Source organism: Bacillus sp. AFS015802 (assembly GCF_002561455.1).
Lineage (GTDB): Bacteria > Bacillota > Bacilli > Bacillales > Bacillaceae_B > Rossellomorea.
In genome coordinates this window covers 66,474-89,489 of the sequence record NZ_NTUP01000068.1, presented here as the reverse complement: position 1 = coordinate 89,489, position 23,016 = coordinate 66,474, and the positions used below count along the sequence as shown (strand labels likewise).

25 protein-coding genes are annotated in these 23,016 nt (G+C 44.1%); 18 read left to right on the top strand and 7 right to left on the bottom strand.

The window, feature by feature from the left end; genetic code table 11:
• Nucleotides 1–18 precede the first annotated feature (18 nt).
• Nucleotides 19–1,392, bottom strand: a complete 1,374-nt coding sequence (locus CN378_RS20950) for a glycine--tRNA ligase (RefSeq protein ID WP_098354441.1) — start codon at nt 1,390–1,392, stop codon at nt 19–21.
• Nucleotides 1,393–1,858: 466 nt separating this feature from the next.
• On the opposite strand from CN378_RS20950, the gene ccpN reads away from it, so the two are divergent.
• The 10 genes from ccpN (at nt 1,859) to CN378_RS20900 (ending at nt 11,649) form a co-directional block, all read left to right on the top strand.
• Nucleotides 1,859–2,485 carry a transcriptional regulator CcpN gene (gene ccpN, locus CN378_RS20945; RefSeq protein WP_098354440.1) on the top strand — a complete coding sequence of 209 codons (627 nt, stop codon included), beginning with the start codon at nt 1,859–1,861 and terminating at the stop codon, nt 2,483–2,485.
• A gap of 13 nt (nt 2,486–2,498) precedes the next feature.
• The gene (locus tag CN378_RS20940; RefSeq protein WP_098354439.1) at nt 2,499–3,311 is read left to right on the top strand and encodes a pyruvate, water dikinase regulatory protein; all 813 of its coding nucleotides are present in this window, start codon (nt 2,499–2,501) and stop codon (nt 3,309–3,311) included.
• A gap of 314 nt (nt 3,312–3,625) precedes the next feature.
• On the top strand, nt 3,626–4,090 hold the full coding sequence (locus CN378_RS20935) for a YaiI/YqxD family protein (protein ID WP_257141226.1): 465 nt from the start codon (nt 3,626–3,628) through the stop codon (nt 4,088–4,090).
• A gap of 47 nt (nt 4,091–4,137) precedes the next feature.
• Entirely contained in the window at nt 4,138–5,949 is a 1,812-nt protein-coding gene (gene dnaG / locus CN378_RS20930) for a DNA primase (protein ID WP_098354437.1), read from the top strand.
• 33 nt (nt 5,950–5,982) lie between these two features.
• A complete protein-coding gene (rpoD, locus tag CN378_RS20925; protein ID WP_098354436.1) occupies nt 5,983–7,113 on the top strand; it encodes an RNA polymerase sigma factor RpoD in 1,131 nt (376 codons plus the stop codon).
• A gap of 115 nt (nt 7,114–7,228) precedes the next feature.
• Nucleotides 7,229–7,768, top strand: a complete 540-nt coding sequence (locus CN378_RS20920) for a hypothetical protein (RefSeq protein ID WP_142323645.1) — start codon at nt 7,229–7,231, stop codon at nt 7,766–7,768.
• 161 nt (nt 7,769–7,929) lie between these two features.
• Nucleotides 7,930–9,072 (top strand): acyl-CoA dehydrogenase family protein, encoded by a 1,143-nt coding sequence (locus CN378_RS20915; protein ID WP_098354434.1) that lies wholly within the window; start codon nt 7,930–7,932, stop codon nt 9,070–9,072.
• A 262-nt stretch (nt 9,073–9,334) separates the two neighbouring features.
• Nucleotides 9,335–9,709, top strand: coding sequence for a cytochrome c550 (gene cccA, locus CN378_RS20910; RefSeq protein ID WP_098354433.1), 375 nt, complete (start codon nt 9,335–9,337; stop codon nt 9,707–9,709).
• 114 nt (nt 9,710–9,823) lie between these two features.
• The gene (locus CN378_RS20905) at nt 9,824–10,534 is read left to right on the top strand and encodes a tRNA (adenine(22)-N(1))-methyltransferase (protein WP_098354432.1); all 711 of its coding nucleotides are present in this window, start codon (nt 9,824–9,826) and stop codon (nt 10,532–10,534) included.
• Nucleotides 10,531–11,649 (top strand): Nif3-like dinuclear metal center hexameric protein, encoded by a 1,119-nt coding sequence (locus CN378_RS20900; RefSeq protein WP_098354431.1) that lies wholly within the window; start codon nt 10,531–10,533, stop codon nt 11,647–11,649. The genes CN378_RS20905 and CN378_RS20900 overlap by 4 nt, the downstream gene beginning before the upstream one ends.
• Nucleotides 11,650–11,693: 44 nt before the next feature.
• Here the strand turns inward: CN378_RS20900 and CN378_RS20895 are convergent, their stop codons facing one another.
• Both CN378_RS20895 and vrrA read right to left on the bottom strand, forming a co-directional pair.
• Nucleotides 11,694–12,650 carry a 4-hydroxy-3-methylbut-2-enyl diphosphate reductase gene (locus CN378_RS20895; protein ID WP_098354430.1) on the bottom strand — a complete coding sequence of 319 codons (957 nt, stop codon included), beginning with the start codon at nt 12,648–12,650 and terminating at the stop codon, nt 11,694–11,696.
• 194 nt (nt 12,651–12,844) lie between these two features.
• Entirely contained in the window at nt 12,845–13,540 is a 696-nt protein-coding gene (gene vrrA, locus CN378_RS20890) for a VrrA/YqfQ family protein (RefSeq protein ID WP_098354429.1), read from the bottom strand.
• A gap of 310 nt (nt 13,541–13,850) precedes the next feature.
• On the opposite strand from vrrA, the gene CN378_RS20885 reads away from it, so the two are divergent.
• Together CN378_RS20885 and CN378_RS20880 are read left to right on the top strand one after the other, a co-directional pair.
• Entirely contained in the window at nt 13,851–15,158 is a 1,308-nt protein-coding gene (locus tag CN378_RS20885) for a DEAD/DEAH box helicase (protein ID WP_098354428.1), read from the top strand.
• Between the two features lie 69 nt (nt 15,159–15,227).
• On the top strand, nt 15,228–16,121 hold the full coding sequence (locus CN378_RS20880; RefSeq protein ID WP_098354427.1) for a deoxyribonuclease IV: 894 nt from the start codon (nt 15,228–15,230) through the stop codon (nt 16,119–16,121).
• Between the two features lie 50 nt (nt 16,122–16,171).
• Here CN378_RS20880 and CN378_RS20875 read toward each other — a convergent pair whose 3' ends face one another.
• Complete coding sequence (locus CN378_RS20875; RefSeq protein WP_098354426.1) at nt 16,172–16,426, bottom strand: DUF2624 domain-containing protein; 255 nt, start codon at nt 16,424–16,426, stop codon at nt 16,172–16,174.
• A 90-nt stretch (nt 16,427–16,516) separates the two neighbouring features.
• Here CN378_RS20875 and CN378_RS20870 point away from each other — a divergent pair, with 90 nt between their 5' ends.
• The 5 genes from CN378_RS20870 to CN378_RS20850 all read left to right on the top strand — a co-directional run bounded on the left by CN378_RS20870 (nt 16,517) and on the right by CN378_RS20850 (nt 20,090).
• Nucleotides 16,517–17,398 (top strand): YitT family protein, encoded by an 882-nt coding sequence (locus tag CN378_RS20870; protein ID WP_098354444.1) that lies wholly within the window; start codon nt 16,517–16,519, stop codon nt 17,396–17,398.
• A gap of 148 nt (nt 17,399–17,546) precedes the next feature.
• Nucleotides 17,547–18,323, top strand: a complete 777-nt coding sequence (locus CN378_RS20865; protein ID WP_098354425.1) for a metal ABC transporter ATP-binding protein — start codon at nt 17,547–17,549, stop codon at nt 18,321–18,323.
• Nucleotides 18,324–18,341: 18 nt separating this feature from the next.
• Nucleotides 18,342–19,199, top strand: coding sequence for a metal ABC transporter permease (locus tag CN378_RS20860; protein ID WP_098354424.1), 858 nt, complete (start codon nt 18,342–18,344; stop codon nt 19,197–19,199).
• 3 nt (nt 19,200–19,202) lie between these two features.
• Nucleotides 19,203–19,619: a Fur family transcriptional regulator gene (locus CN378_RS20855; protein WP_098354423.1), complete on the top strand. Its 417-nt coding sequence runs from the start codon at nt 19,203–19,205 to the stop codon at nt 19,617–19,619.
• Between the two features lie 108 nt (nt 19,620–19,727).
• The gene (locus tag CN378_RS20850) at nt 19,728–20,090 is read left to right on the top strand and encodes a DUF1499 domain-containing protein (protein ID WP_098354422.1); all 363 of its coding nucleotides are present in this window, start codon (nt 19,728–19,730) and stop codon (nt 20,088–20,090) included.
• Nucleotides 20,091–20,124: 34 nt separating this feature from the next.
• Here the strand turns inward: CN378_RS20850 and CN378_RS20845 are convergent, their stop codons facing one another.
• Nucleotides 20,125–20,694 (bottom strand): hypothetical protein, encoded by a 570-nt coding sequence (locus tag CN378_RS20845; RefSeq protein ID WP_098354421.1) that lies wholly within the window; start codon nt 20,692–20,694, stop codon nt 20,125–20,127.
• Between the two features lie 222 nt (nt 20,695–20,916).
• Between CN378_RS20845 and CN378_RS20840 the strand changes: the two genes are divergently transcribed.
• A complete protein-coding gene (locus CN378_RS20840) occupies nt 20,917–21,297 on the top strand; it encodes a DUF4190 domain-containing protein (RefSeq protein ID WP_098354420.1) in 381 nt (126 codons plus the stop codon).
• An 86-nt stretch (nt 21,298–21,383) separates the two neighbouring features.
• Here the strand turns inward: CN378_RS20840 and ispG are convergent, their stop codons facing one another.
• Both ispG and CN378_RS20830 read right to left on the bottom strand, forming a co-directional pair.
• Nucleotides 21,384–22,490: a flavodoxin-dependent (E)-4-hydroxy-3-methylbut-2-enyl-diphosphate synthase gene (gene ispG / locus CN378_RS20835; protein ID WP_142323646.1), complete on the bottom strand. Its 1,107-nt coding sequence runs from the start codon at nt 22,488–22,490 to the stop codon at nt 21,384–21,386.
• Nucleotides 22,491–22,613: 123 nt separating this feature from the next.
• Nucleotides 22,614–22,979, bottom strand: coding sequence for a hypothetical protein (locus CN378_RS20830; RefSeq protein WP_098354418.1), 366 nt, complete (start codon nt 22,977–22,979; stop codon nt 22,614–22,616).
• Nucleotides 22,980–23,016 lie beyond the last annotated feature (37 nt).

Below are 23,016 nucleotides of genomic sequence, written 5' to 3'. Positions count from 1 at the left end.
CCCCTCCGCTTTAGGGTTTTAAAACTTAATTTTTTCCTGTAAAAAGCCTTTTACTTCGCTGATCGGCATTCTCACCTGGTCCATTGTGTCGCGGTCGCGCACGGTTACTTGACCGTCTTCTACAGAGTCGAAGTCGAATGTGATGCAGAAAGGTGTACCGATTTCATCTTGACGGCGGTAACGTTTCCCGATGGATGCCGTTTCGTCGAAGTCGATCATCAGATCCTGTGACAGCTCTTCATACACCTTGAATGCATCATCAGAAAGCTTCTTGGAAAGTGGAAGGACCGCCGCTTTGAACGGTGCCAGTGCCGGATGGAAACGAAGCACGGTACGTGAATCATTTTCAAGTTCCTCTTCTTCAAAAGCATCACAAAGGAATGCAAGGGTTACACGATCTGCCCCAAGGGAAGGCTCGATGCAGTATGGAACATACTTTTCGTTCGTTTGAGGATCCATGTAGTGGAAGTCCTCATTGGAATGTTCCATATGACGCTTCAGATCGAAGTCTGTACGATCAGCCACACCCCAAAGCTCACCCCATCCGAATGGGAATTTGTATTCAATATCCGTAGTCGCATTACTGTAGTGTGATAGTTCATCCTGATCATGATCGCGCAGTCTCATGTTGTCTTCACTCATGCCGAGGTTCAGTAACCAGTTTTTACAGAATTCGCGCCAGTAAGAGAACCACTCCAGGTCTTCTCCCGGTTTACAGAAGAATTCAAGTTCCATCTGTTCAAATTCACGCGTCCTGAATGTGAAGTTACCCGGTGTGATTTCATTCCGGAAGCTTTTTCCCACTTGTGCAATACCAAATGGCATTTTTTTGCGCATGGAGCGCTGTACATTTTTAAAGTTTACAAAGATCCCTTGTGCAGTTTCAGGGCGTAAGTAGATTTCATTTGTAGAAGATTCCGTTACACCTTGATGCGTTTTGAACATGAGATCAAATTGGCGGATATCCGTAAAATCATGGCTTCCGCAATCAGGACACGCGATATCGTGCTCCTTGATGATTTCTTCCATTTTTTCGAAAGAAAGACCATCCACGATCATTTCGATGCCTTTTTCTTCAAGGGCGTTCTCGATGATTTTATCCGCACGGTGACGTGTCTTACACTGCTTACAGTCGATCATCGGATCATTGAAGTTCCCAACGTGACCGGAAGCCACCCATGTTTGAGGGTTCATGAGAATGCTTGCATCAAGGCCCACATTATAAGGGGATTCCTGAACGAATTTCTTCCACCAGGCTTTTTTAATATTATTTTTCAGCTCCACACCAAGCGGGCCGTAATCCCATGTGTTGGCAAGTCCTCCGTAAATTTCGGAACCGGGGAATACAAACCCCCTGTGCTTTGCTAAGTTGACTACTTTTTCCATTGACATATAAGTCACTCCTTTTCATCATTTATGTAAATAAAAAAGCTCGTCTCTAGGCGCTTGAGGCCTAGGGACGAGCTTGATACTCGCGGTTCCACCCTAGTTGATATACATAAGAGTATACCCACTTTTCATCGGTAAATAGCTCCGGATTGCCGTTTCCCTGCTTTCTAGGCTTTCACTGTCCCCAGTCGCTTATTGGTTAGCAAGTACTTATTGATCCCTCATAGCTTTATTGGTGATAAGATGAAGACATTTTATCATGATAAAGAAATAAAAACAACTGCTGATCGTGGAAAGAGAAAAGATTTGAAGTTTCTAACAAAAAAAGATACTCTTTGTAAAGTGAAATTTAAAATATAGTGTTGTCACATTTGAATGATAATATGCTCTTTTCATTTTGGTTAAATAGTATATAATATTTCATATAAAGTATAACATAAATCGTTTGACCGTTAGGTGGTGAGTAACAATCGAACTCAATAAGCGTCAAGAACATATTTTGCAGATAGTGAAAGACAACGGACCTATCACTGGTGAACAGATTGCCGATCAATTAAACCTAACCAGAGCGACTCTCCGGCCTGACCTTGCCATCCTGACCATGGCAGGTTACCTGGATGCACGTCCAAGAGTAGGGTATTTTTATACAGGGAAAACAGGAACGCAGCTGCTGACAGAAAACCTGAACAAAATTTACGTCAAGGATTATCAGTCGATTCCAGTGGTGGTAAATGAGAATGTTTCCGTGTATGATGCGATTGTGACAATGTTTCTGGAAGATGTGGGAACATTGTTTGTCGTGGACGCCAATACATACCTGGTGGGGGTCCTGTCCCGTAAGGATCTGTTAAGAGCAAGTATTGGGAAGCAGGAACTCAGTACCCTGCCGGTGAATATCATTATGACAAGGATGCCCAATATCACGGTCTGTGAAAAGGATGACCAGCTGATCGGGGTGGCGAAGGACTTGATTCATAAACAAATCGACTCTGTCCCCGTCATTAAAAAGACCGAAAACGGCGATCTCGAGGTCATAGGCAGGATTACGAAGACCAATATTACGAAAGCATTTGTAGCATTGGCAGATGAATATTAGAAGGTGGTGAACGATCGTGAAAGAACCGATCATCTATGTTGTATCCGACTCGGTGGGAGAGACTGCTGAATTAGTCACAAAAGCGGCGATTAGCCAATTCAATGGTTCCAATACGGTCATTAAGCGCTTTCCGTATGTAGAGGACCTGGAACATATCGATGAAGTGATTTCCTTAGCGAAACTGAATCAGGGGTTGATCGTTTATACCCTTGTAAAGCCGGATATGCGTGCCTACATCAAAGAACAATCAGAAAAGGAAGAGCTCTATGCATTTGACATCATTGGTCCATTGATGGACAAATATCAATCTTCCTACCAAAAGGAGCCGTTGTTCGAACCCGGGACGGTCAGAAAGCTTGATGATGATTACTTCAAGAAGGTGGAAGCCATCGAATTCGCCGTCAAGTATGATGACGGGCGGGATCCAAGGGGCATTTTAAGAGCGGACATCGTGTTAGTGGGGGTCTCAAGGACTTCCAAGACCCCTCTATCCCAATACCTTGCCCTGAAGCGGATCAAAGTGGCCAATGTACCACTTGTTCCCGAAGTGGATCCTCCTGAAGAGTTATTTATGGTTTCACCTAAGAAGTGCTTCGGACTGAAGATCAGTCCTGAAAAGTTGAATACGATCCGCCGGGAAAGATTGAAGTCCCTGGGATTAAATGATCAGGCGAGCTATGCAAACATAAAACGGATTGAAGACGAGCTTGAATATTTCGAGAAAATCACCGACCGCATCGGATGTCACGTCATCGACGTAACGAACAAGGCCGTCGAAGAAACAGCCAATGTCATAACGAATATTTATCATCAGTCCCATGATTGATGGCTACGTAAATAGCCAAAAGAATGATTCCCTTGGAATAGAGGGGAATCATTCTTTTTTTGGTGAATGGATCAGCTTGTTTAAAAACCTTGAATAAATTGAGTTTTTATAGTGGTCAAACTTGTCCGCTTGTACTATAATAAAAAATTGTGATAAAAATATTTAAAATAGGTTTAGACTAAACTCTTAAGGAATAAACTAATTATTGTGATATGTCAAGTCTCACCTGAATTAAAATTCGACATTTTTAATCAAATCTCTAGGAAAGTTCATAAAGAGAGAAGGATAATACGGAGTGATGTAGAATAGTTAGTATTAGCGAACATAAACCTACCGTATATGTAGACGCAGATGCCTGTCCTGTTAAACAGGAAATCATCAAAATAACAAAAGGCTATGGCTTTGAAATCATTTTTGTTGCTTCCCATGCCCATAAAAAGAACACACCCGATCAAGGGGAGTGGGTATATGTGGATAGTTCGAAAGAAGCGGCCGACTTATACATCATGAACCACGTAAAGGCACAGGATGTACTGGTGACGCAGGATATAGGGCTTGCGAGTCTGGTATTGCCGAAAAAAGTTTACGCCATCTCTCCCAGGGGAAAAGCCTACAGGGAAGAGAGTATCGTCACGGCACTCGATTACCGGTATCTCGCAGCCAAAGAACGCAAAAAAGGCAACTATGGTAAAGGTCCCAAGCCTTTCACAAATGAAGACAGAGAAACATTTTGTACGTCCTTCGATAAAATCTTGTCGGAAATTGCAGGAGAATCGTAATAAGTACAGAATGGATTAAAAGGGTTAATAAAAACAGGTGATAAAGCATGTCTGAAAGAATCCCTGAAGATAAGTTAAATAAAATTTTGTCGTCAACCGATATTGTGGATGTTGTGGGTGACTATGTACAACTGAAAAAGCAGGGCAGGAATTATTTTGGTTTGTGTCCTTTTCATGGAGAAAACACTCCATCTTTTTCTGTTTCCCCCGACAAACAGATATTTCACTGCTTTGGATGCGGTGCAGGAGGAAATGCCTTTACATTCCTCATGGATGTAGACGGCCTGAGCTTCCTTGAAGCGGCCCAAAAGCTTGGGGCTAAAGTAGGCGAAGAGATTTCCATCCAGACTTCTTCTTCGGATCAAGCGCTTCCTCCTCAGGAGGACGAAAAGCAAATGATGGAAGCCCATAGCTTATTAAGTAAATTTTACCATCATCTCCTCCTAAATACAAAGGAAGGTCAGGATGCATTGGAATATTTACTTGCAAGGGGCTTTACGACGGAAAGCATCACGAAATTCCAGATAGGCTGGTCGCTCCCGAGTTGGGATTTCACGGTTAAATTCCTGGAGAAACGGGGCTACTCCCTGGAACTGATGGAAGCCGCGGGATTACTCGTCAGAAGGGAAAGGGACGATTCCTTCCTCGATCGCTTCAGGGGCAGAATCATGTTCCCGATTGTGGATGCGAAAGGAAACACCGTTGCTTTCTCGGGCAGGACCATCGATCCGAATGACGAACCAAAATACCTAAACAGTCCTGAAACAAAGATATTCAATAAAAGCAGCATTCTTTATCATTATCACGGTGCCCGGGCAATGATCAGGAGAAAACAGCAGGCGATCCTATTCGAAGGATTTGCCGACGTGATCTCGGCAAGCGGGGCAGGGGTCGAAAACGGGGTAGCCACCATGGGTACCTCATTGACGGAACAGCAGATAGGACTTTTGAAGCGATTAACGGATTCCATCATCATATGCTACGATGGTGATTCCGCAGGGGTGGAAGCCGCGTTCAGGGCAGGAAAGCTCCTTCATAACCATCAGCTGGACATCCGCGTTGCCACAATACCGGAACAATTAGACCCTGATGACTACATCACCAAATATGGTGGAGAAAAGTTTCAACAGGATGTAATAGGGGCAAGCTTGACGTTCATGGCATTTAAGCTTCGGTACTATAAGCTAAATAAAAACTTGAATGATGAAGGAGATCGGCTTAAGTATATAGAAGACATACTTAAGGAAATTACTCAATTGAGTAAGGCGGTCGAGAAGGACTATTATTTAAGGTATTTAGCCGATGAGTTCGAATTGTCCTTAGAGGCCCTTCAACAACAGCTATCTGAATTAGAGGGTCCGGAGAAGCGCGTATCTAAACCGCCTAAACAGGTCGGTATGCATGGGGATTTCAAACGGCCCACACAGTCTAAACTGTTGCCTGCATACCAAACCGCTGAACGAAGGTTGATTGCTTATATGCTGAAAGATCCGAATATCGCTTATAAGATTCAGGAGTGGCTTGCGGGGACGAACCTTAATATTGATGAGCACCAGGCTATTATTACTTATTTATTGGGTTATTATGAACAAGGTCTGCCTCCAAGTGCCAGTGCCTTTATCGGGTACCTACCTGATGAAAGGCTCAGAAGGATCGTGACAGACATTGAAATGATGTCGATAAGCGAAGAAAGTTCGGATCAGGAATTGACGGATTATGTGAATCAGGTGTTAAAACATCAAAAGATGTTGAGAATAAAGGAAAAAGAAGTGGAAAGAAAAGAAGCGGAAAGATTAAAGGATTACAGGCAGGAAGCACAAATAGCAATGGAAATCTTACAGCTGCGTAAGTCTCTATAAAGTTTTGTAAGGAAGTTGGAAGGAGGGGGACAAATGGCTGAAAAGTCAGCGCGTTCCAAACAAATAGCGTCAGAATTAACAGTTGATCAGGTGAAAGAATTCTTAGTTAACCAAGGTAAGAAAAGAGGAGTCCTCACCTACGAAGATATTGCCGATAAATTATCAGGGTTTGAATTGGATTCCGATCAGATGGATGAATTCTACGAACACTTAGGTGAACAAGGTGTAGAAATCGTTAATGAAAATGATGATGATGATGATCCGGGTGCCACTGAATTGGAAAAAGAAGAGGAAGAAGAGTTTAATCTGAATGATTTAAGCGTTCCTCCCGGCGTTAAAATAAACGATCCGGTTCGTATGTATCTGAAAGAAATCGGGAGAGTCGACCTACTATCAGCTGAGGAAGAGATCAATCTTGCCAAGCGAATTGAAGATGGTGATGAAGAAGCGAAGCGCCGCCTTGCCGAAGCGAATCTTAGACTTGTTGTCAGTATCGCAAAACGCTATGTCGGTCGCGGTATGCTATTCTTAGACCTTATTCAAGAAGGAAACATGGGTCTCATCAAGGCTGTTGAAAAATTTGATTACCGTAAAGGGTACAAATTCAGTACGTATGCCACATGGTGGATTCGTCAAGCCATCACACGTGCCATTGCAGACCAGGCAAGAACGATTCGTATTCCGGTCCATATGGTAGAAACCATCAACAAACTGATCAGGGTACAAAGACAGTTGCTTCAGGATCTGGGCCGTGAACCGGCACCGGAAGAGATTGCGGAAGAAATGGATTTGACACCTGAAAAGGTCCGTGAAATCCTTAAGATCGCACAAGAACCGGTATCCCTTGAAACACCGATCGGGGAGGAAGATGATTCTCACCTTGGGGACTTCATTGAGGATGCCGAAGCTCAATCCCCTTCGGAACATGCTGCTTACGAACTGTTGAAAGAACAGCTTGAAGACGTCCTGGATACTCTTACAGACCGTGAAGAGAATGTCCTCAGACTGCGATTTGGTCTGGACGACGGCAGAACCCGTACACTTGAAGAAGTGGGTAAGGTTTTTGGTGTCACCCGTGAACGTATCCGTCAGATCGAAGCGAAGGCACTCAGAAAACTTCGCCACCCAAGCAGAAGCAAACGGTTAAAAGACTTTTTGGAATAGAACATCTTTGCTGCCTCTATTGAAAAATGGGGGCAGTTTTTTTCGTTTTAAAAAGGGATATTCATGATCTTTGGCGAATACAGTTATGGATCTGACAATAGAAGGTGTGACACATGTGAGCAGAATAAAAGATTCGAAAACCGACATCATCATCCATGAAATTCGACTCTGGAAGCGGACAGGAATGCTGCCGGAACAGTATTGTGACTATCTTCTGGCATTATATACGGGTGGAGCAGGTATCGATGACAGAAAGAAAACGGATTCAAAAAAGAAAAACATGCTTAGGGATTTATTGCTTTCACTCAGTGCGTTAGTCATTTCATTATTTGTCATTTATTTTACTGAATTGTCAATCGTTTTGCAAACAGCGATTTTGGCAAGTTTTGTCGGATTATTACTGGGTGTAGGAATTTATTATACTAAGAAACAATTATCTCCTCTTCTCCTGTACACATCCGCCGCATGCATCCTCCTGCTTACATCCATGGAGGTAACGGAGGAAATCGTGAAGGGAAACACGGTGGGATTCTACATAACCTTATTTCTAAACTGTTTCATCTGGATTGGAGCCGGATTGAAATGGAAGCTGAATTATTTTTCCGTAGCGGGATCGATTGGAGCGGTACTGGTCGTTATTTATATATCACTATAACTTCTGAAAATTTAAAAGTTTTTTAAAGTTGAGAAAATTCACGATTCCCTCTTATAATAGGAATGAGAGCGCATTCATAGAGTCCTGTGACTTTGCTCGGGAAGTGCTGCGTTTATAAGTATAGTGCTTTCAGTCATCAACGTTAGACAAGGGGGATAAGGATGAATTTCGACTTAACACAAGAACAGGCAATGATCAAGAAGACGATCAGGGAATTCGCAGAGGAAGAAGTGGCACCAGGTGCGTTGGACCGGGACCGCACAAAGGAATTTCCTAAAGACATTTTCAAGAAGCTTTCTGACCTTGGCATGATGGGGCTTCCCTTTCCGGAAGAATATGGTGGAGCGGGAGCTGATACGGTCAGTTTCGCCATCGTAACAGAAGAGCTCAGCCGTGCATGTGCCTCCACGGGGATCACATACTCTGCCCATATTTCGCTTGGTGGGGCCCCGATCAATTTGTTTGGTACACACGAACAGAAACAGGAGTACCTCACGCCGATATGTACAGGGGAATCATTTGGGGCTTTCGGCCTGACTGAACCCAATGCAGGTTCAGATGCAGGTGGAACCCAGACCACTGCTGAAGATAAAGGGGATAAATGGGTCATCAATGGGAATAAATGTTATATCACCAATGCAAGTTATGCAAATCATCTCGCATTGACAGCGATTACAGGCAGGAACAATGGAAATAAAGAAATCAGTGCGATCATCGTTCCGACTAAAGCGGATGGTTTCAAGGTCATTGATAATTATGAAAAAATGGGGCTTCATTCATCCAACACTACCGAGCTGGTACTGGAAGACGTGGAAGTACCGAAGGAAAACCTGTTAGGGAAAGAGGGAGAAGGATTCAAACAGTTCCTTGTCACCCTGGACGGGGGCAGGATCGGAATTGGGGCGATGGCGGTCGGTGTGGCACAAGCGGCATTTGACAAGGCGCTTCAATATTCGAAAGAAAGAAAGCAATTCGGTAAGACCTTATCGCAATTTCAAGTCACGCAATTTAAGCTGGCTGACATGGCGATGAAGATCGAGCTCGCCAGGAATATGGTGCATAAAGCTGCCTGGTTGAAGGATCAGGGAAGAGCATTTTCCAAAGAAGCCTCCATGTGTAAGCTCTACGCTTCCGAAATCAGTATGGAAGTGGCGGACGAAGCGATTCAGATTCATGGGGGGTACGGCTACATGAAGGAATATCATGTTGAACGTTATATGCGGGACGCCAAACTCCTTGAGATCGGTGAAGGGACTTCAGAAGTTCAGAGAATGGTCATTTCAAGATTGATCGGGTGTCAATAGGGTAAAGTCCTATATGTTGATGAGAGAGCTCTATTGACCCCTTGAAGGGCGATAGGGCTCCTCTCTATATTCTCCTTCAAAGCCTGGAAGAAAGAAGGATGAGTTTGGAAAATAGGAAAATTGAAGGGAATTGTGTCTAATTTGTGAGAAAGATGGAAAAGTTAATTGATAGGACTTTTACTTTGTCGTTTTTTACAGTAAAATATAAAGTGTTGAAAAGAGCACTATTTTTTGGATGTTGTACATAAGGGAGGTTAAAATCATGAATCGTAATCCAATCATTCCATTCGTACTTATTATGGCTCTTGGGATTGGTCTTGTTTTCTTCTTATCCATCGAAGGCCTGAACAATGCCGAAGAAAAAGCGAAGGACGAAAAACATGGTGAGATGGCTGGTAAAGAAGGCGAACAAGCTTCAAGTGGCGAATTCGATCCGGAAGCTAAGTACAAGGAGTCTTGTGTATCTTGTCATGGTGGAAACTATGAAGGTGGCGCCGGTCCTGCTCTTAAAGGAACGAAGCTGTCTAAAGACGAGATCAAAGATAGAATCAAAAATGGTGGAGGCATCATGCCGGCTGGTCTTGTAAAAGATGAAAATCTTGATGCAATGGCAGACTGGATCAAATCACTTAAATAATGAATGACTGAAAAAGGTTCTTTGTCTTTGGGCAAAGGACTTTTTTTATATGGAAAAGTTGGTTAGAATGAGTAGCGTACAGGCAATTCAATAAAAATGAGTAAAGGTGAACGAATGAATATCCAACAATTATCAAAACGACTCGAAACAGTGGTTTCTTACATACCAAAGCAAGCAAAAATAGCCGACATCGGCTCAGATCATGCCTACCTGCCGTGCTATGCGGTCAATAAAGGGATTGCTTCCTCCGCCATCGCGGGCGAAGTGGTGAAGGGCCCTTACCTTTCCGCTAAAAAGCAGGTGGAAGCTGCCGGATTGACCCAGGAAGTGGAAGTAAGGTTAGGAAACGGTCTCGAAGTCATTCAACCTGGAGAAGTGGATTGCATTACGATTGCCGGCATGGGCGGTACCTTGATTGCATCGATTCTCGAGGCTGGAAAAGACAAGCTCACTAATGGGCCAAGGTTGATCCTGCAGCCTAATGTGAGTGCGAAATCGATCCGTACGTGGCTTATTGACAATGAGTGGGATCTGATTGGAGAAGAAATTCTTGAAGAAGATGATAAGCTTTATGAAATTTTGATAGCGGAAAAAGGCGATCCGAAGGCCCACTATTCGGGGGAACTTGAAAAAGAGCAGTTACTCGGGCCATTTTTAATGAGAGAACGGAACGAGGCATTCCTTAAAAAGTGGAACCAGGAGTCAAAGCAATGGAAGAATATCCTGAATAACATGGAAAAAGCAGAGAAGACGGAAGCCTTGGAAGAAAGAAAGACTGAGCTTCTTCATAAAATCAACATGGTAGAGGAGGTCCTTACCCAATGAAAACAGTAAACGGTCATGAGATCATCCAGCTTTTTGAGGAATTCTCCCCAAAATACCTGGCGGAGGATGGAGATCCGATCGGACTTCAAATCGGTAAGCTGAATGAAAAGGTCGAAAATGTGATGATCACCTTGGACGTGCTGGAAAATGTCGTGGATGAAGCGATCAAGAACAATGTCAAACTGATCATTGCCCATCACCCGCCATTATTCCGTCCGTTGAAAGCATTGCAAACGGACTCGTATCAGGGCCGGATGATTGAAAAGCTGATCAAGCATGATATTGCTGTGTATGCGGCCCATACCAACCTGGATGTGGCGGCAGGCGGTGTGAATGATCTGCTTGCGGATATCCTTCAGCTGCAAGATCCTTCTGTTCTTATTCCTACCTATCAGGAGGAACTTCGCAAATTGGCGGTATACGTGCCGAAAGAAAATGCCGAGGAACTGCGGACGGCTTTAGGGAAAGCGGGAGCAGGACATATCGGAAATTATTCCCATTGCAGCTTCTCAACCGAGGGACAGGGGAGGTTCCTTCCTGAAGATGGTACAACCCCCCATATAGGAACGCAGGGTACTCTAGAGCAAGTGGCAGAAGAAAAGGTAGAAACGGTATATCCTGTATCCCTTGAGAAAAAAGTGTTGAAAGCGATGTTTTCCCACCATCCGTATGAAGAAATCGCCTATGATATCTATTCTCTTGAAAATCGACCGCCTGCTCTTGGACTGGGCAGAATAGGATATTTACAAGAGGAAATGAGCCTGAAGGAATTTGCGCTCTTCGTGAAGGAAACATTAGGCATGGACGGAGTCAGACTGATCGGGGACGGGGACGCAAAGGTGAAGAAAGTGGCGGTACTCGGAGGAGATGGAAATAAATTCATCGGAAAAGCCAAGAGACAGGGCGCGGATGTGTTTGTTTCCGGGGATATCTATTATCATACTGCTCATGACGCCATGATGATGGGGCTCAATGTAGTCGATGCGGGACATCATATTGAAAAAGTGATGAAAAAAGGGGTGGCTGCCCACCTGGCCAGAAAATGCTCCGAAAAAGGATATATTGTCAATATCTTTGCATCAAAAGCTGAAACGAATCCCTTTACGTATATGTGAATAGAAAAGGCCCCTTACGGATCGTAAGGGGCCTTTCGACTTCTTTATTTTGTTCCCAACTTAGCTTTTCGTACTTTGGGGAGTATTTTATTCAATGGAACATTGCGCTCTCTTGTCCAAGTGGATTCATCGTTTGCATCAAAGGCTTCCAGGAATTTAATGACTTCTTTGACAATGGGTGTCGGAGTGGAGGCACCGGCTGTGACAGCTACGATACCGGCATCCTTGATCCAATCTATGTTCAATTCGCTGATGTCTGAGATTCGATGGGCAGGAGTACCTGCGATATCCATTGACACTTGAGCGAGGCGGTTGGAGTTATTGCTCTTTGGATCGCCAACGACGATGAGGACATCGGCATCTCCGGCCTGCTCTGCAACAGCTTCCTGCCTTACTTGAGTGGCAAGGCAGATTTCCTTATGCAGCTCAACGTGAGGATACATTTCCTTCACCTTATCCATCGTATCAAGTACATCCCACTGACTCATGGTCGTTTGGTTGGTCACGATGATCTTTTCGTTTTCGATGGACAGTTTTTCAACGTCCTCGGCCGTTTCGACGAGGTGTACGATTTCAGGTGCAACCCCGACGGCCCCTTCAGGCTCCGGATGGCCTTTTTTGCCGATATAGATGACATCATAGCCCTCGGCTTCTTTGGCACGGATCAAATCATGGGTCTTTGTGACATCAGGACAGGTTGCATCCAGCGTGACAAGTCCTTTTTGTTTGGCAATTTCCTTCACTTCGGGCGATACCCCGTGAGCCGTGAAAATCACCGTACCTTCATTCACCTGTTCGATGATTTCTTTTCGGTTGCTGCCATCGAGGGTGATGATTCCGTCTTCTTCGAATGCGTCAGTTACATGCTTGTTGTGAACGATCATACCTAAAATATAAATTGGACGAGGAAGCGATTTGTCCAGTGCAGCATTTCTTGCAATGACCATTGCATCCACAACACCATAACAATAGCCCCTCGGAGTAATCTTAATAATTTCCATCTATGAATATCCTCCTACATGAGAGAGTGTCTTGACTTCATTATAAAGGAGATTGGTCTATCTGACAAAGAGAACGAAGTGAATCACCGTTTTTTGGTCACCAACAGGGGTGTTTTGGAGTGTCGGGTGAGAACCTGATTTTATAAAAAAACAATCCCTGTCAGGTGATGGAGGACCCTTAGGGATTCGGCTTTTTAGATATAGAGTTTTGGTTTTGACATTGATTTGGCCGGTGCCTCGTCTTCCCAATCTTCGTCGTCAGTGATTTCTACTGAGGGCTTCTTCTTCTTCTTTTTCTTCTTGACGGGGGCTTCTGCTACGGGGATATCGGTATCCCCTTCCTTTTTTTCTTCTTCAGACGGTTCATCAGCAGACATATCTTTCAGTCCCCGGTAAAGCTTCCATAAAGAGGGGATATTCTTGACCATGGGACCGTATTGTTGAAACATCGGGCCCAATTGCTGTGCAGTCTGTAACATTTGTTGGGTATTGGACAAAAAGGAGTTCACATTGCCAGGGTTCAAGAGGGATTGTATGATTCCGCCTGCTGCCTGTGGAGATCTCTCGAATCCAGTTGTATCGGGTGCAGATCGAGTAAACTGTTGTAGAAGTCCACCGCCGCCGTCCGGATTGCGGTTTTCCCCTTTTTTCAGGAACTTCGACAGCAGACCCTTTCCTTGTCCTCTGCCTCTTCCCCTTTGATTCATCCCCATATTGAAGCCCTGTTTTTTGGGGGGGCTTCCAAATTGAAATGGCGGGGGTTGTGACGGTCCCATCCCGAAGCTGTTATTTCGGGGTTGCTGGATTCCAAAGGCGTTTCCGCGACGCTGTCTCATTCCGAAAGGATTTCGCATATCCTGACCTTGATTTCTCATTCTTTTGGGCGGCATAATGACAGCCTCCTTTCATTCGAATAAATTCGTTGTCATTATAGAGTATGCAACAGGTTGAAAAAGGGTATTGTGACAATATCATCTGAAATAAAATCAGGTTGACCTAGATGTTTTGCCGAAAATTGATTATAATGGTTAGATGTTCTTTAAATATGACGCTTGCTAACGTTAAAATAAAATCACTGATAACTTAAAAAGTGATCCGTACATTTTATATAGATCTGTGGTGATGATGTGAACGACTTCAGGCATCCATCCCGATGACAGCGTAAATAAAAGGATAGTACGAAAAAAGGAGATGTACACAATGAAAAAGAATTTATTCCTGCAATTCGGATTTCAGTCTTTCATCAATGAAGCAGTAGAAGAGCTCGGCTTCTATGAACCGACAGAGATCCAGAAGAAAATGATACCTTTGATCTTGAAAGGGCAAAGTGCGATCGGTCAATCTCAAACGGGTACGGGAAAAACCCACTCATATCTATTACCGATCATCGAGAAGGTGGATGCTGCCGCTGAACAGGTACAGGCGGTCATTACTGCCCCTACCCGTGAATTGGCTCAACAGATTTATCAGGAAGTCCTCAAGATCACGAAGAACAGCGACATTGTATCCCGTTGCTTTATCGGAGGGACGGACAAGCAGAGAACCATCGAAAAATTGAAGCATCAGCCCCATATCGTCGTGGGTACACCGGGACGGATCAATGACTTAGTAAAAGATCAGGCATTATTTGTCCATACAGCCAAGGTTCTTGTCATCGATGAAGCGGATCTCATGCTTGATATGGGATTCATTGAAGATGTGGATCAAATTGCTGCGAAGATGCCTGAGAAGCTGCAGATGCTGGTGTTTTCTGCGACCATCCCGGAGAAACTGAAGCCATTCTTGAAGAAGTATATGGAAAATCCGCAATATGCCCACGTCGAGCCGGAGCAATTGTCAGCGAAAAATATACAACACGTGATCGTACCCTTGAAGAGCCGTGATAAAATCAATCTGCTGTACAATATTTTAGTGGAAATCAACCCATATTTAGGGATTGTGTTCACGAATACGAAACAAAAAGCGGATGAAGTGGCCGATGCCCTTATTGCCAAAGGATTAAAGGTTGGCCGTATCCACGGTGATCTTACTCCGCGTGAGCGTAAGAAAATGATGAAACAAACAAGGAACCTTGATTATCAATATATTGTGGCAACGGATCTGGCTGCGAGAGGAATCGATATCGAAGGGGTAAGTCATATCATTAACTTTGAACTTCCCCAGGATCTGGATTTCTACGTCCATCGTTCGGGACGTACGGCACGTGCCGGGAATAGCGGTATCGCCTATACCATTTACACACCGTCGGATGAAGATGCATTGAATCGTCTGGAGAAGCTTGGAATCAGCTTTGCTCATCGGGACATTAAAAAAGGCGAATGGTCTGAGCTTCCTGCCCTGAACAAGCGTAAGACCCGTCAAAAATCGAGCGTAGATGAAATCGATGAAAAGGCGAAATCCCTTGTCCGTAAACCAAAAGCGGTCAAACCGGGATATAAAAAGAAAATGAAATATAAAATGGATCAAATCAAGAAGCGGGAAAGAAGAATAAAAAACAGAAACAAATAAATGTTTGAACGTGATTCATTTGTACACATTCGATACAATAAAGAGAGATTTTCTTAGGAGTTGAGAAGAATGGTTAAGATTGGATCCCATGTTTCCATGAGTGGAAAGAACATGTTACTCGCATCAAGTGAAGAGGCTGTATCGTATGGTGCGAACACCTTCATGATTTATACAGGTGCGCCCCAGAATACGAGAAGAAAAAAGATTGAAGACTTGAATATCGAAGCGGGTCTTGCCCACATGAAAGAAAACGGGATAGAGGACATCGTCGTCCATGCCCCTTATATCATTAATATCGGCAACACCACCAACCCGGCCACGTTCGAGCTTGGAGTCAATTTCCTTCGCTCTGAAATCGAGCGCACGGAAGCACTGGGTGCAGGACAAATCGTGCTTCATCCCGGTGCTCACGTCGGTGCGGGTGCAGACAAAGGAATCGAAAGAATCATTGAAGGTCTGAATGAAGTATTGACGAAAGATCATAAAGTTCAGATTGCACTTGAAACAATGGCCGGAAAAGGCTCCGAATGTGGCAGATCGTTCGAGGAATTGGCCCGTATCATCGACGGTGTAGAACTGAATGACCGCCTTTCCGTCTGCTTCGATACCTGTCATACACATGATGCAGGGTATAATATTGTAGAAGATTTCGATGGTGTATTGGAAGAATTCGATAAAGTCGTAGGCATCGATCGCTTAAAGGTCCTTCACATAAACGATAGTAAGAATGAACGGGGAGCTTCTAAGGACCGCCATGAAAATATTGGATTCGGTCATATTGGATTCAAGGCACTGAATTATATCGTGCATCACCCACAGCTCGAGGCAGTTCCTAAGATATTGGAAACTCCATATGTAGGGGAAGATAAGAAGAATAAAAAAGCTCCTTACAAGTTCGAGATCGAAATGCTGCGTAATCAAGCCTTCGATGAAGATTTGTTAACGAAAATAGTGAATCAGTAAAAAGGGGAGGAGGTCATTTCTCAAGATTTGAGGACGCCTCCTCTTTCTTTCTATCGGATGAGCTGTAAAAAGAGCTGATTGATTTCCCGGGCTTTTGTCGGACCGATGATCTTGGCCAGATCCTTCACTAATTTGCTCCTTTTGGCATCATCGAAGATATTGATGTTCTTTCCTTTCACGCTTGCAACGATGCTTGTTGCCTGCTGGGACGTCAGTGAAATATTATATTGTTTAGCATACTTTAATAGTTCATCATTGGTAATATGATTGATTTTGTGATTGATCACATTTTGTAATAGCTTCACGTTTATCACTCCTCAACTGATACATATGTATCTCACGCCAAGAAAGTGACACTTTTTATCAGAAAATAAGTGAAAGGAAAGGAAATGACGATGACTCAAAGAGTACATAAGAAAGAAAGTCCCCTGCATTTTATTTACCGCCTGTTTTTTATCACGATCGGAGCGGGACTCGCGGCTGTTTCGATTGAGCTGTTTCTTGTTCCGAATAATATCATCGACGGGGGAATCATCGGGGTATCCCTGATCTTGAATTATTTGGTTTCCGATTCGATCCCTTTTCTTAATTTCTCAACGCTTTTGGTCCTATTGAATCTCCCATTTATGTATTCGGGCTACAAGCAGATCGGAAAAACGTTTGTGGTATCTTCACTGTTTGCCATCGTCGCGTTGGCGATCATCGAAAGCCTCCTTCACCAGATGGATCCATTCGTCACGGAAGAGATCCTGGCGACGGTCTTCGGTGGGTTGATCCTCGGCGTGGGTGTGGGTCTTGTCATCCGACATGGAGGGTCATTGGATGGAACCGAAATCCTCGGGATTCTTCTAACGAAGAAATTGCCGTTCTCCGTCGGGGAGTTCGTGATGTTCATGAATATATTCATCTTCGGCTGGGCTGCATTCGTTTTCGGTATCGAAGAAGCCATGTATTCGGTCATGACCTATTATATCGCCTTCAAGACGATTGATACGGTCATTCAGGGGATGGATGAAACAAAGGCGGTCATTATCGTGTCTGACCATTACCTTGACGTTTCCGAGGCCATCCTGCATAGGCTCGGCAGGGGAACGACAATGTTAAAGGGACGTGGAGGCTATACGGATCATGACAAAGAGGTCATATATGTCGTGGTCACAAGGCTTGAAGTCACGAAACTTAAATCCCTTGTCTCCGATGTCGATCCGAATGCATTCATCACCATCATGAGCACACAGGAAACAAAAGGTGCCCGTTTCAAGTCTGCCATTCATTGATTAGATAAAAATGTTTCAGGACCGCCCACACACGAGGGGTGGTCTTTTTTGTATGAAGGACGGAATCATTTACAATTGAGCATTCATCCTGTATACTACCCTATGTACTTTTAAATCGTAATGATTCTTATAAAGAGAGCTGATGATAATGGATATGACAAATCCTGTGATTAACATAGAAAATGTGAACTTCCGTTATGAGCGTGAGAGGGTGCTCGAAGATATCAATCTGAGCATCCCAAGAGGTGCTTTTCTCGGAATCGTGGGCCCGAATGGTTCGGGGAAATCCACTTTATTAAAGCTTGTCCTTGGACTTCTACGGGTGAAAGAGGGAAAGATCGAGCTGTTCGGGATCCCGCAGCATAAATTCAAACAATGGGACCGCATCGGCTTTGTGTCTCAGAAGGCCAACAGCTTCAACACCGGATTTCCGGCTACCGTTTATGAAGTGGTGGCAAGCGGACTTGCCAAGAAGGCAGGCTTGTTCAAGCGGGTTTCATCCAACTATAGGCAAGATGTGTATGAAGCGATTGAATCCGTGGGCATGGGCGAGTTCGCCAAACGGAATATCGGAGAATTATCAGGAGGGCAGCAGCAGAGGGTATTCATCGCGAGGGCCCTCGTCAGTCATCCGGATGTATTGATACTCGATGAACCTACAGTCGGTGTGGACAGCCGGAACGTCCAAAATTTTTACGATATGTTGGAAACATTGAACAAAGATTTAGGAATTACCCTTGTGCTTGTCACCCACGATATCGGATCGATCTCGAATAAGGTGACACATGTGGCCTGTTTAAATAAACATTTACATTTCCATGGCAAAACAGAAGAGTTTGAAAAGCTCAAGGAAAACCAGCTTTCCTCTTTTTACGGTCATGATGTACATTTCTTGAATCATGAGCATGAACATCATCATTCATGATCGATCGGAGGGAAGAAAATGCTTCAAGCTATTTTTCAATATGAATTTTTACAAAATGCCTTTCTGACAGGGATCCTCATCGGGATCATTGCGCCGTTACTGGGAGCATTCATCGTGGTGAGGAGACTTTCCCTCATAGCCGATGCCCTGAGTCACGTCACCCTGTCCGGTATTGCGGCAAGCCTGTATTTAAGTAAAACCGTACCTGCTTTCCAAGGATTGAACCCTCTCTACTTCGGGATGACTTTCTCTGTTATGGGCTCTTTATTCATTGAACGGTTACGGATGGTATATAAGCATTATCAGGAGCTTGCGATTCCAATCATCCTATCCGGGGGAATCGGGATAGGGGTCATATTCATTTCACTGGCAGACGGTTTTAACACGGATCTGTTCAGTTATTTATTTGGGAGTGTCAGTGCCGTCAGCAGGGGGGACCTGTATTTGATCGGCGGAATCAGTGTGCTTGTCATCGCTGTGATTTTCTTATTATATAAGGAATTGTTCCTGTTATCGTTTGATGAGGATCATGCAAAGGCCTCCGGGATACCTGCGAAGGCGATCCACTTTATCTTTATGATCATGGTCGCTCTTGTGATTGCCGCCTCCATGCGCATCGTCGGAATCCTCCTGGTGTCATCTTTAATGACCTTGCCGGTTGCCGCAAGCATCAGGATCGCGAATGGTTTTAAACAAACGATCGGATATTCCTTATTATTCGGTGAGATTTCCGTCATCGTCGGGTTAGTCAGTGCCTTCTATTTGAATCTAGCACCGGGTGGCACGATTGTAATAACGGCCATATTGATTCTTCTTATGACAATCCTGATCAAGAAAGTAAAGTCATCTAGTCATTCTTCTAAAGGTGAGGTGTAGAAATTGAATGTAACGGAAGCAATGGATCTGTTGAAAGCCAAGGGCTATAAGCATACTGGAAAACGGGAACAGCTGCTTGAATTGTTTTCGAGCTCGAATAAATATTTGACCGCCAGGGACGTGCTGGAATACATGAAAGCTGATTACCCCGGTCTGAGCTTCGATACCATCTACCGTAATCTAAGCCTGTTCGTTGAACTTGGGATTCTGGAAGAAACGGAATTATCCGGTGAAAGACATTTCCGGATTACGTGTGAAAGTCACCACCACCATCACCATTTCATTTGTATGGATTGCGGGAAAACGAAAGAAATCCACACCTGCCCGATGGAAGCGTTGAAGGAAAATTTAGCCGAAACCGGTTATGATATTTCTGGACATAAATTCGAAATTTATGGAAAATGTCCACAGTGTCAATAGGGATCCCTTTTGGGGTCTCTCTTTTCTATCCGGCAGCTTTCGGTGTTTAACTACTCGTAAAGAAGGGGAAAAATGGTTATATAGAAGGAATATAGAGGAGATGTAGCCATGGAAACGGTCCCTTTCACCCATTGCCCCACCAATAAAAAAAACTGTGTCAGTACAATCGATCTCACATCTTACCACCGGATTGCACCTCTTCCGATTAGCGGAGGAGTGGAGGATGCGAAAGCAAAAATACACCGGACCCTGAGCCAATTCGATTCTGTCGAGATCAAGGAAGAGGAGTCACATTATGTGCATGCGGTCTTTACATCCAAATGGTTGAAGTTCAAGGATGATCTTGAGCTGTATATCGATGAAAGTACCCACTTATTGCATTTTAAGTCGGGTTCCCGCCTTGGATATTACGATTTCAAGGTGAACCGGAAGCGTGTGGAGCGATTTAAATCCTTATTTACCAAGGAATAGAAAAAAGCCTCTTTTAAGAGGCTTTTTTCTATGATCAACCTTGTTCCCGGAGCCAGTGGCGGACCCAGGAATCCGCTTCCTTCCAATCATTTACGCGGATGACCCCATCCGGGATCGGCTTTTGATTATAGGGCGTGTTGAATAACAGCACCGGAATGGATAATTCTTCGGAAATGGCCACTGCATTATCATGCTTATCTTCAAAAAAGATATCAACGTCATGTTTTTTAGCAGTGGAAATCTTATCATGAGAGCCGATTAATTCTATGTGGTGATACATAAGGTCCTGAGCATCGAACCATTCTTTCGTTACCTGGATGAGGTCCTTTCTTCTTGCACTGATAAAAAAGAGCTCATGTTTTTCTTTCCATTGATCCAGGATCAACTTAGCGCCGGGAGCGAGGGGCGATTCTTTGTAGATGACCGGTTCCGCTTCTTTAAACCATTTCCCAAAGGTTTGTGGCGATATGTCCAGAACTTCAGTCAACTCGTATTGGGTGATGTCTTGTAAGGTCAGGTTCAATTGAAAATGATCATTTATATGAGGCAGTAAAGATTCAGGTGACGTAACTGTCCCATCAATATCGATTCCAAAACGTTTCATTCTTTATCATGCTCCTCTTTATAAAAACTCCTTCAAGTTTATCACATTCCCCGCTTTGAAATAACCTCGTCAGCAATAAATCTTTACAGGAGTTGTATTGGCGTTGTTACATAAGCGCTCAAGAAGGGGAGCTAACAAAAATGACAAAGATTAGCATAGTAAAATATGCACAGTGACACACAATAAGAAGGCTCCCAAACACAGAAAGTGAGGGATTGCTGTATGAATGATGAACGACGCGAATTGAACAGCGTTGATCGAAATCTACAAGATATCGACGTGTATTACGACAATCCGGAAACAGATGTGAGTAAAGACTACCGAGAAGAGACAGCAGCAGAAATTGCTGCTCCAATGAATGTCAGCCGCGACTTTGAAGAGGATGCCGTAGAAGATACGACAACATCGGGTCGTGTGTTAGGTTACTCGGCACTTGCACTATCCATCCTTTCCTTATTTATCCTCCCTGTCATCATGGGGGCTGCCGGGATCGTCCTTGGATTTGTCGCAAGACGCCGGGGAGCAGAAATGCTCGGTGCCTGGGCAATCGGAATTGGGGCCGTATCAATAATCGTAGGATTATTTGTACTGCCGTTCTTTTAAAATAAATCGATTTTCTTGAAATTGGGAGCGTTTCAAGAAACCCAAAGAAAGAGGACTGATCTCTGATCAGTCCTCTTTCCGTTGTATTAGACTTGTTCCTGTTCTTTCTTTTCCGCTTCCTGCTTTGCGAAGTATTCTTCCGCAATCTTGTCGATTTCTTTCTTTAATTCTTCTACCATCGTCTCCTCAGGTACTTTCCGGACCGTTTTCCCTTTGCGGAATAGAAGTCCTTCCCCGCGTGCTCCGGCAATGCCGATGTCCGCTTCTCTGGCTTCCCCTGGTCCATTTACTGCACACCCAAGGACTGCTACCTTGATCGGTGCTTTGATGGTAGAAATGTATTCTTCCACTTCGTTTGCGATTGAAATCAAATCGATTTCAATCCGGCCGCAGGTTGGGCATGAAATCAGGGTGGCTGCGTTCGCCGCCAATCCAAATGACTTTAATAATTCCCTGGCCACTTTCACTTCTTCGACAGGGTCGGCGCTCAATGAGATACGGACCGTATTACCGATACCGAGACTGAGTATTGCACCAAGGCCCGCTGCACTCTTTACGGTTCCGGCAAAAAGCGTGCCCGATTCGGTGATCCCGAGATGAAGCGGGTAATCGAATGCTTTCGCCGCTTTCGTGTATGCCTCGATGGCTAAATTCACATCGGAAGCCTTCATGGATACGATGATGTCATGAAAATCAAGGTCCTCAAGGATCTTGATGTGATGAAGGGCGCTTTCGACCATTCCATCAGCAGTTGGATAACCATACTTTTCAAGGATTTTTCGTTCCAGGCTGCCGGCATTCACTCCGATACGAATCGGGATGCCTTTTTCCTTGGCTGCTTTGACAACAGCTTCGACTTTTTCACGGCGACCGATATTTCCCGGGTTAATGCGGATTTTGTCTGCTCCGCCTTCAATGGCTTTCAAGGCCAGTTTATAGTCAAAATGTATATCGACAACAAGTGGGATATTGATTTGTTTTTTTATTTCAGCAATGGCATCCGCCGCACGTTCATCCGGACAGGCCACCCTTACTACCTGACATCCGGCTTCCTCTAGACGGTGGATTTCTTTCACCGTTGCTTCGACATCATGTGTTTTGGTTGTGGTCATACTTTGGATGACCACTTCGTTATTACCACCGATAGTTAAATTTCCTACTTTGACAGGACGTGTTTTTGAACGATGTATAATTTCACTCAAGTGTAATTCGCTCCTTTAAAAAGGTTCTCAAACTCTAATTATAAGTAATACGAAGCTATTGTAACAGTGTTTTAGGTGAAATGACAAGAAATAGGTGTTTATGGAATGGCGGGATCATTGATAATTCGGTATCTTGTAGGTTTTCCCTATTTGGATTTTGGCGGGTGCTACATCGTTTAATTCCTCAAAGTCATTAATCACTTTGTCGATGGAAACGGGTATGGAGCCGTCAAGGAGGTCTTCTGTGAGGCTCAGCACTGTATCCCCAGGCTTGATTTCCATTTCAACATAAGGGATGGAAGAAGCAGCCTGATCACTCTCAGCACCCCTGCTTGTCTCCGGTGGGAGCTGATTGACCTGGGGTTTGACAGTGGCGACGATGGATTCTTTATACAGCAGCTTTAATGTCCCCTTATTCAAATCATAATAAACACTGTAAAGAAGAATGATAATACCAAAGAAAAGCGCCATTCTTTTCATCTATCTTTCCTCCCGATTGGTTTGATGTATGAATGGA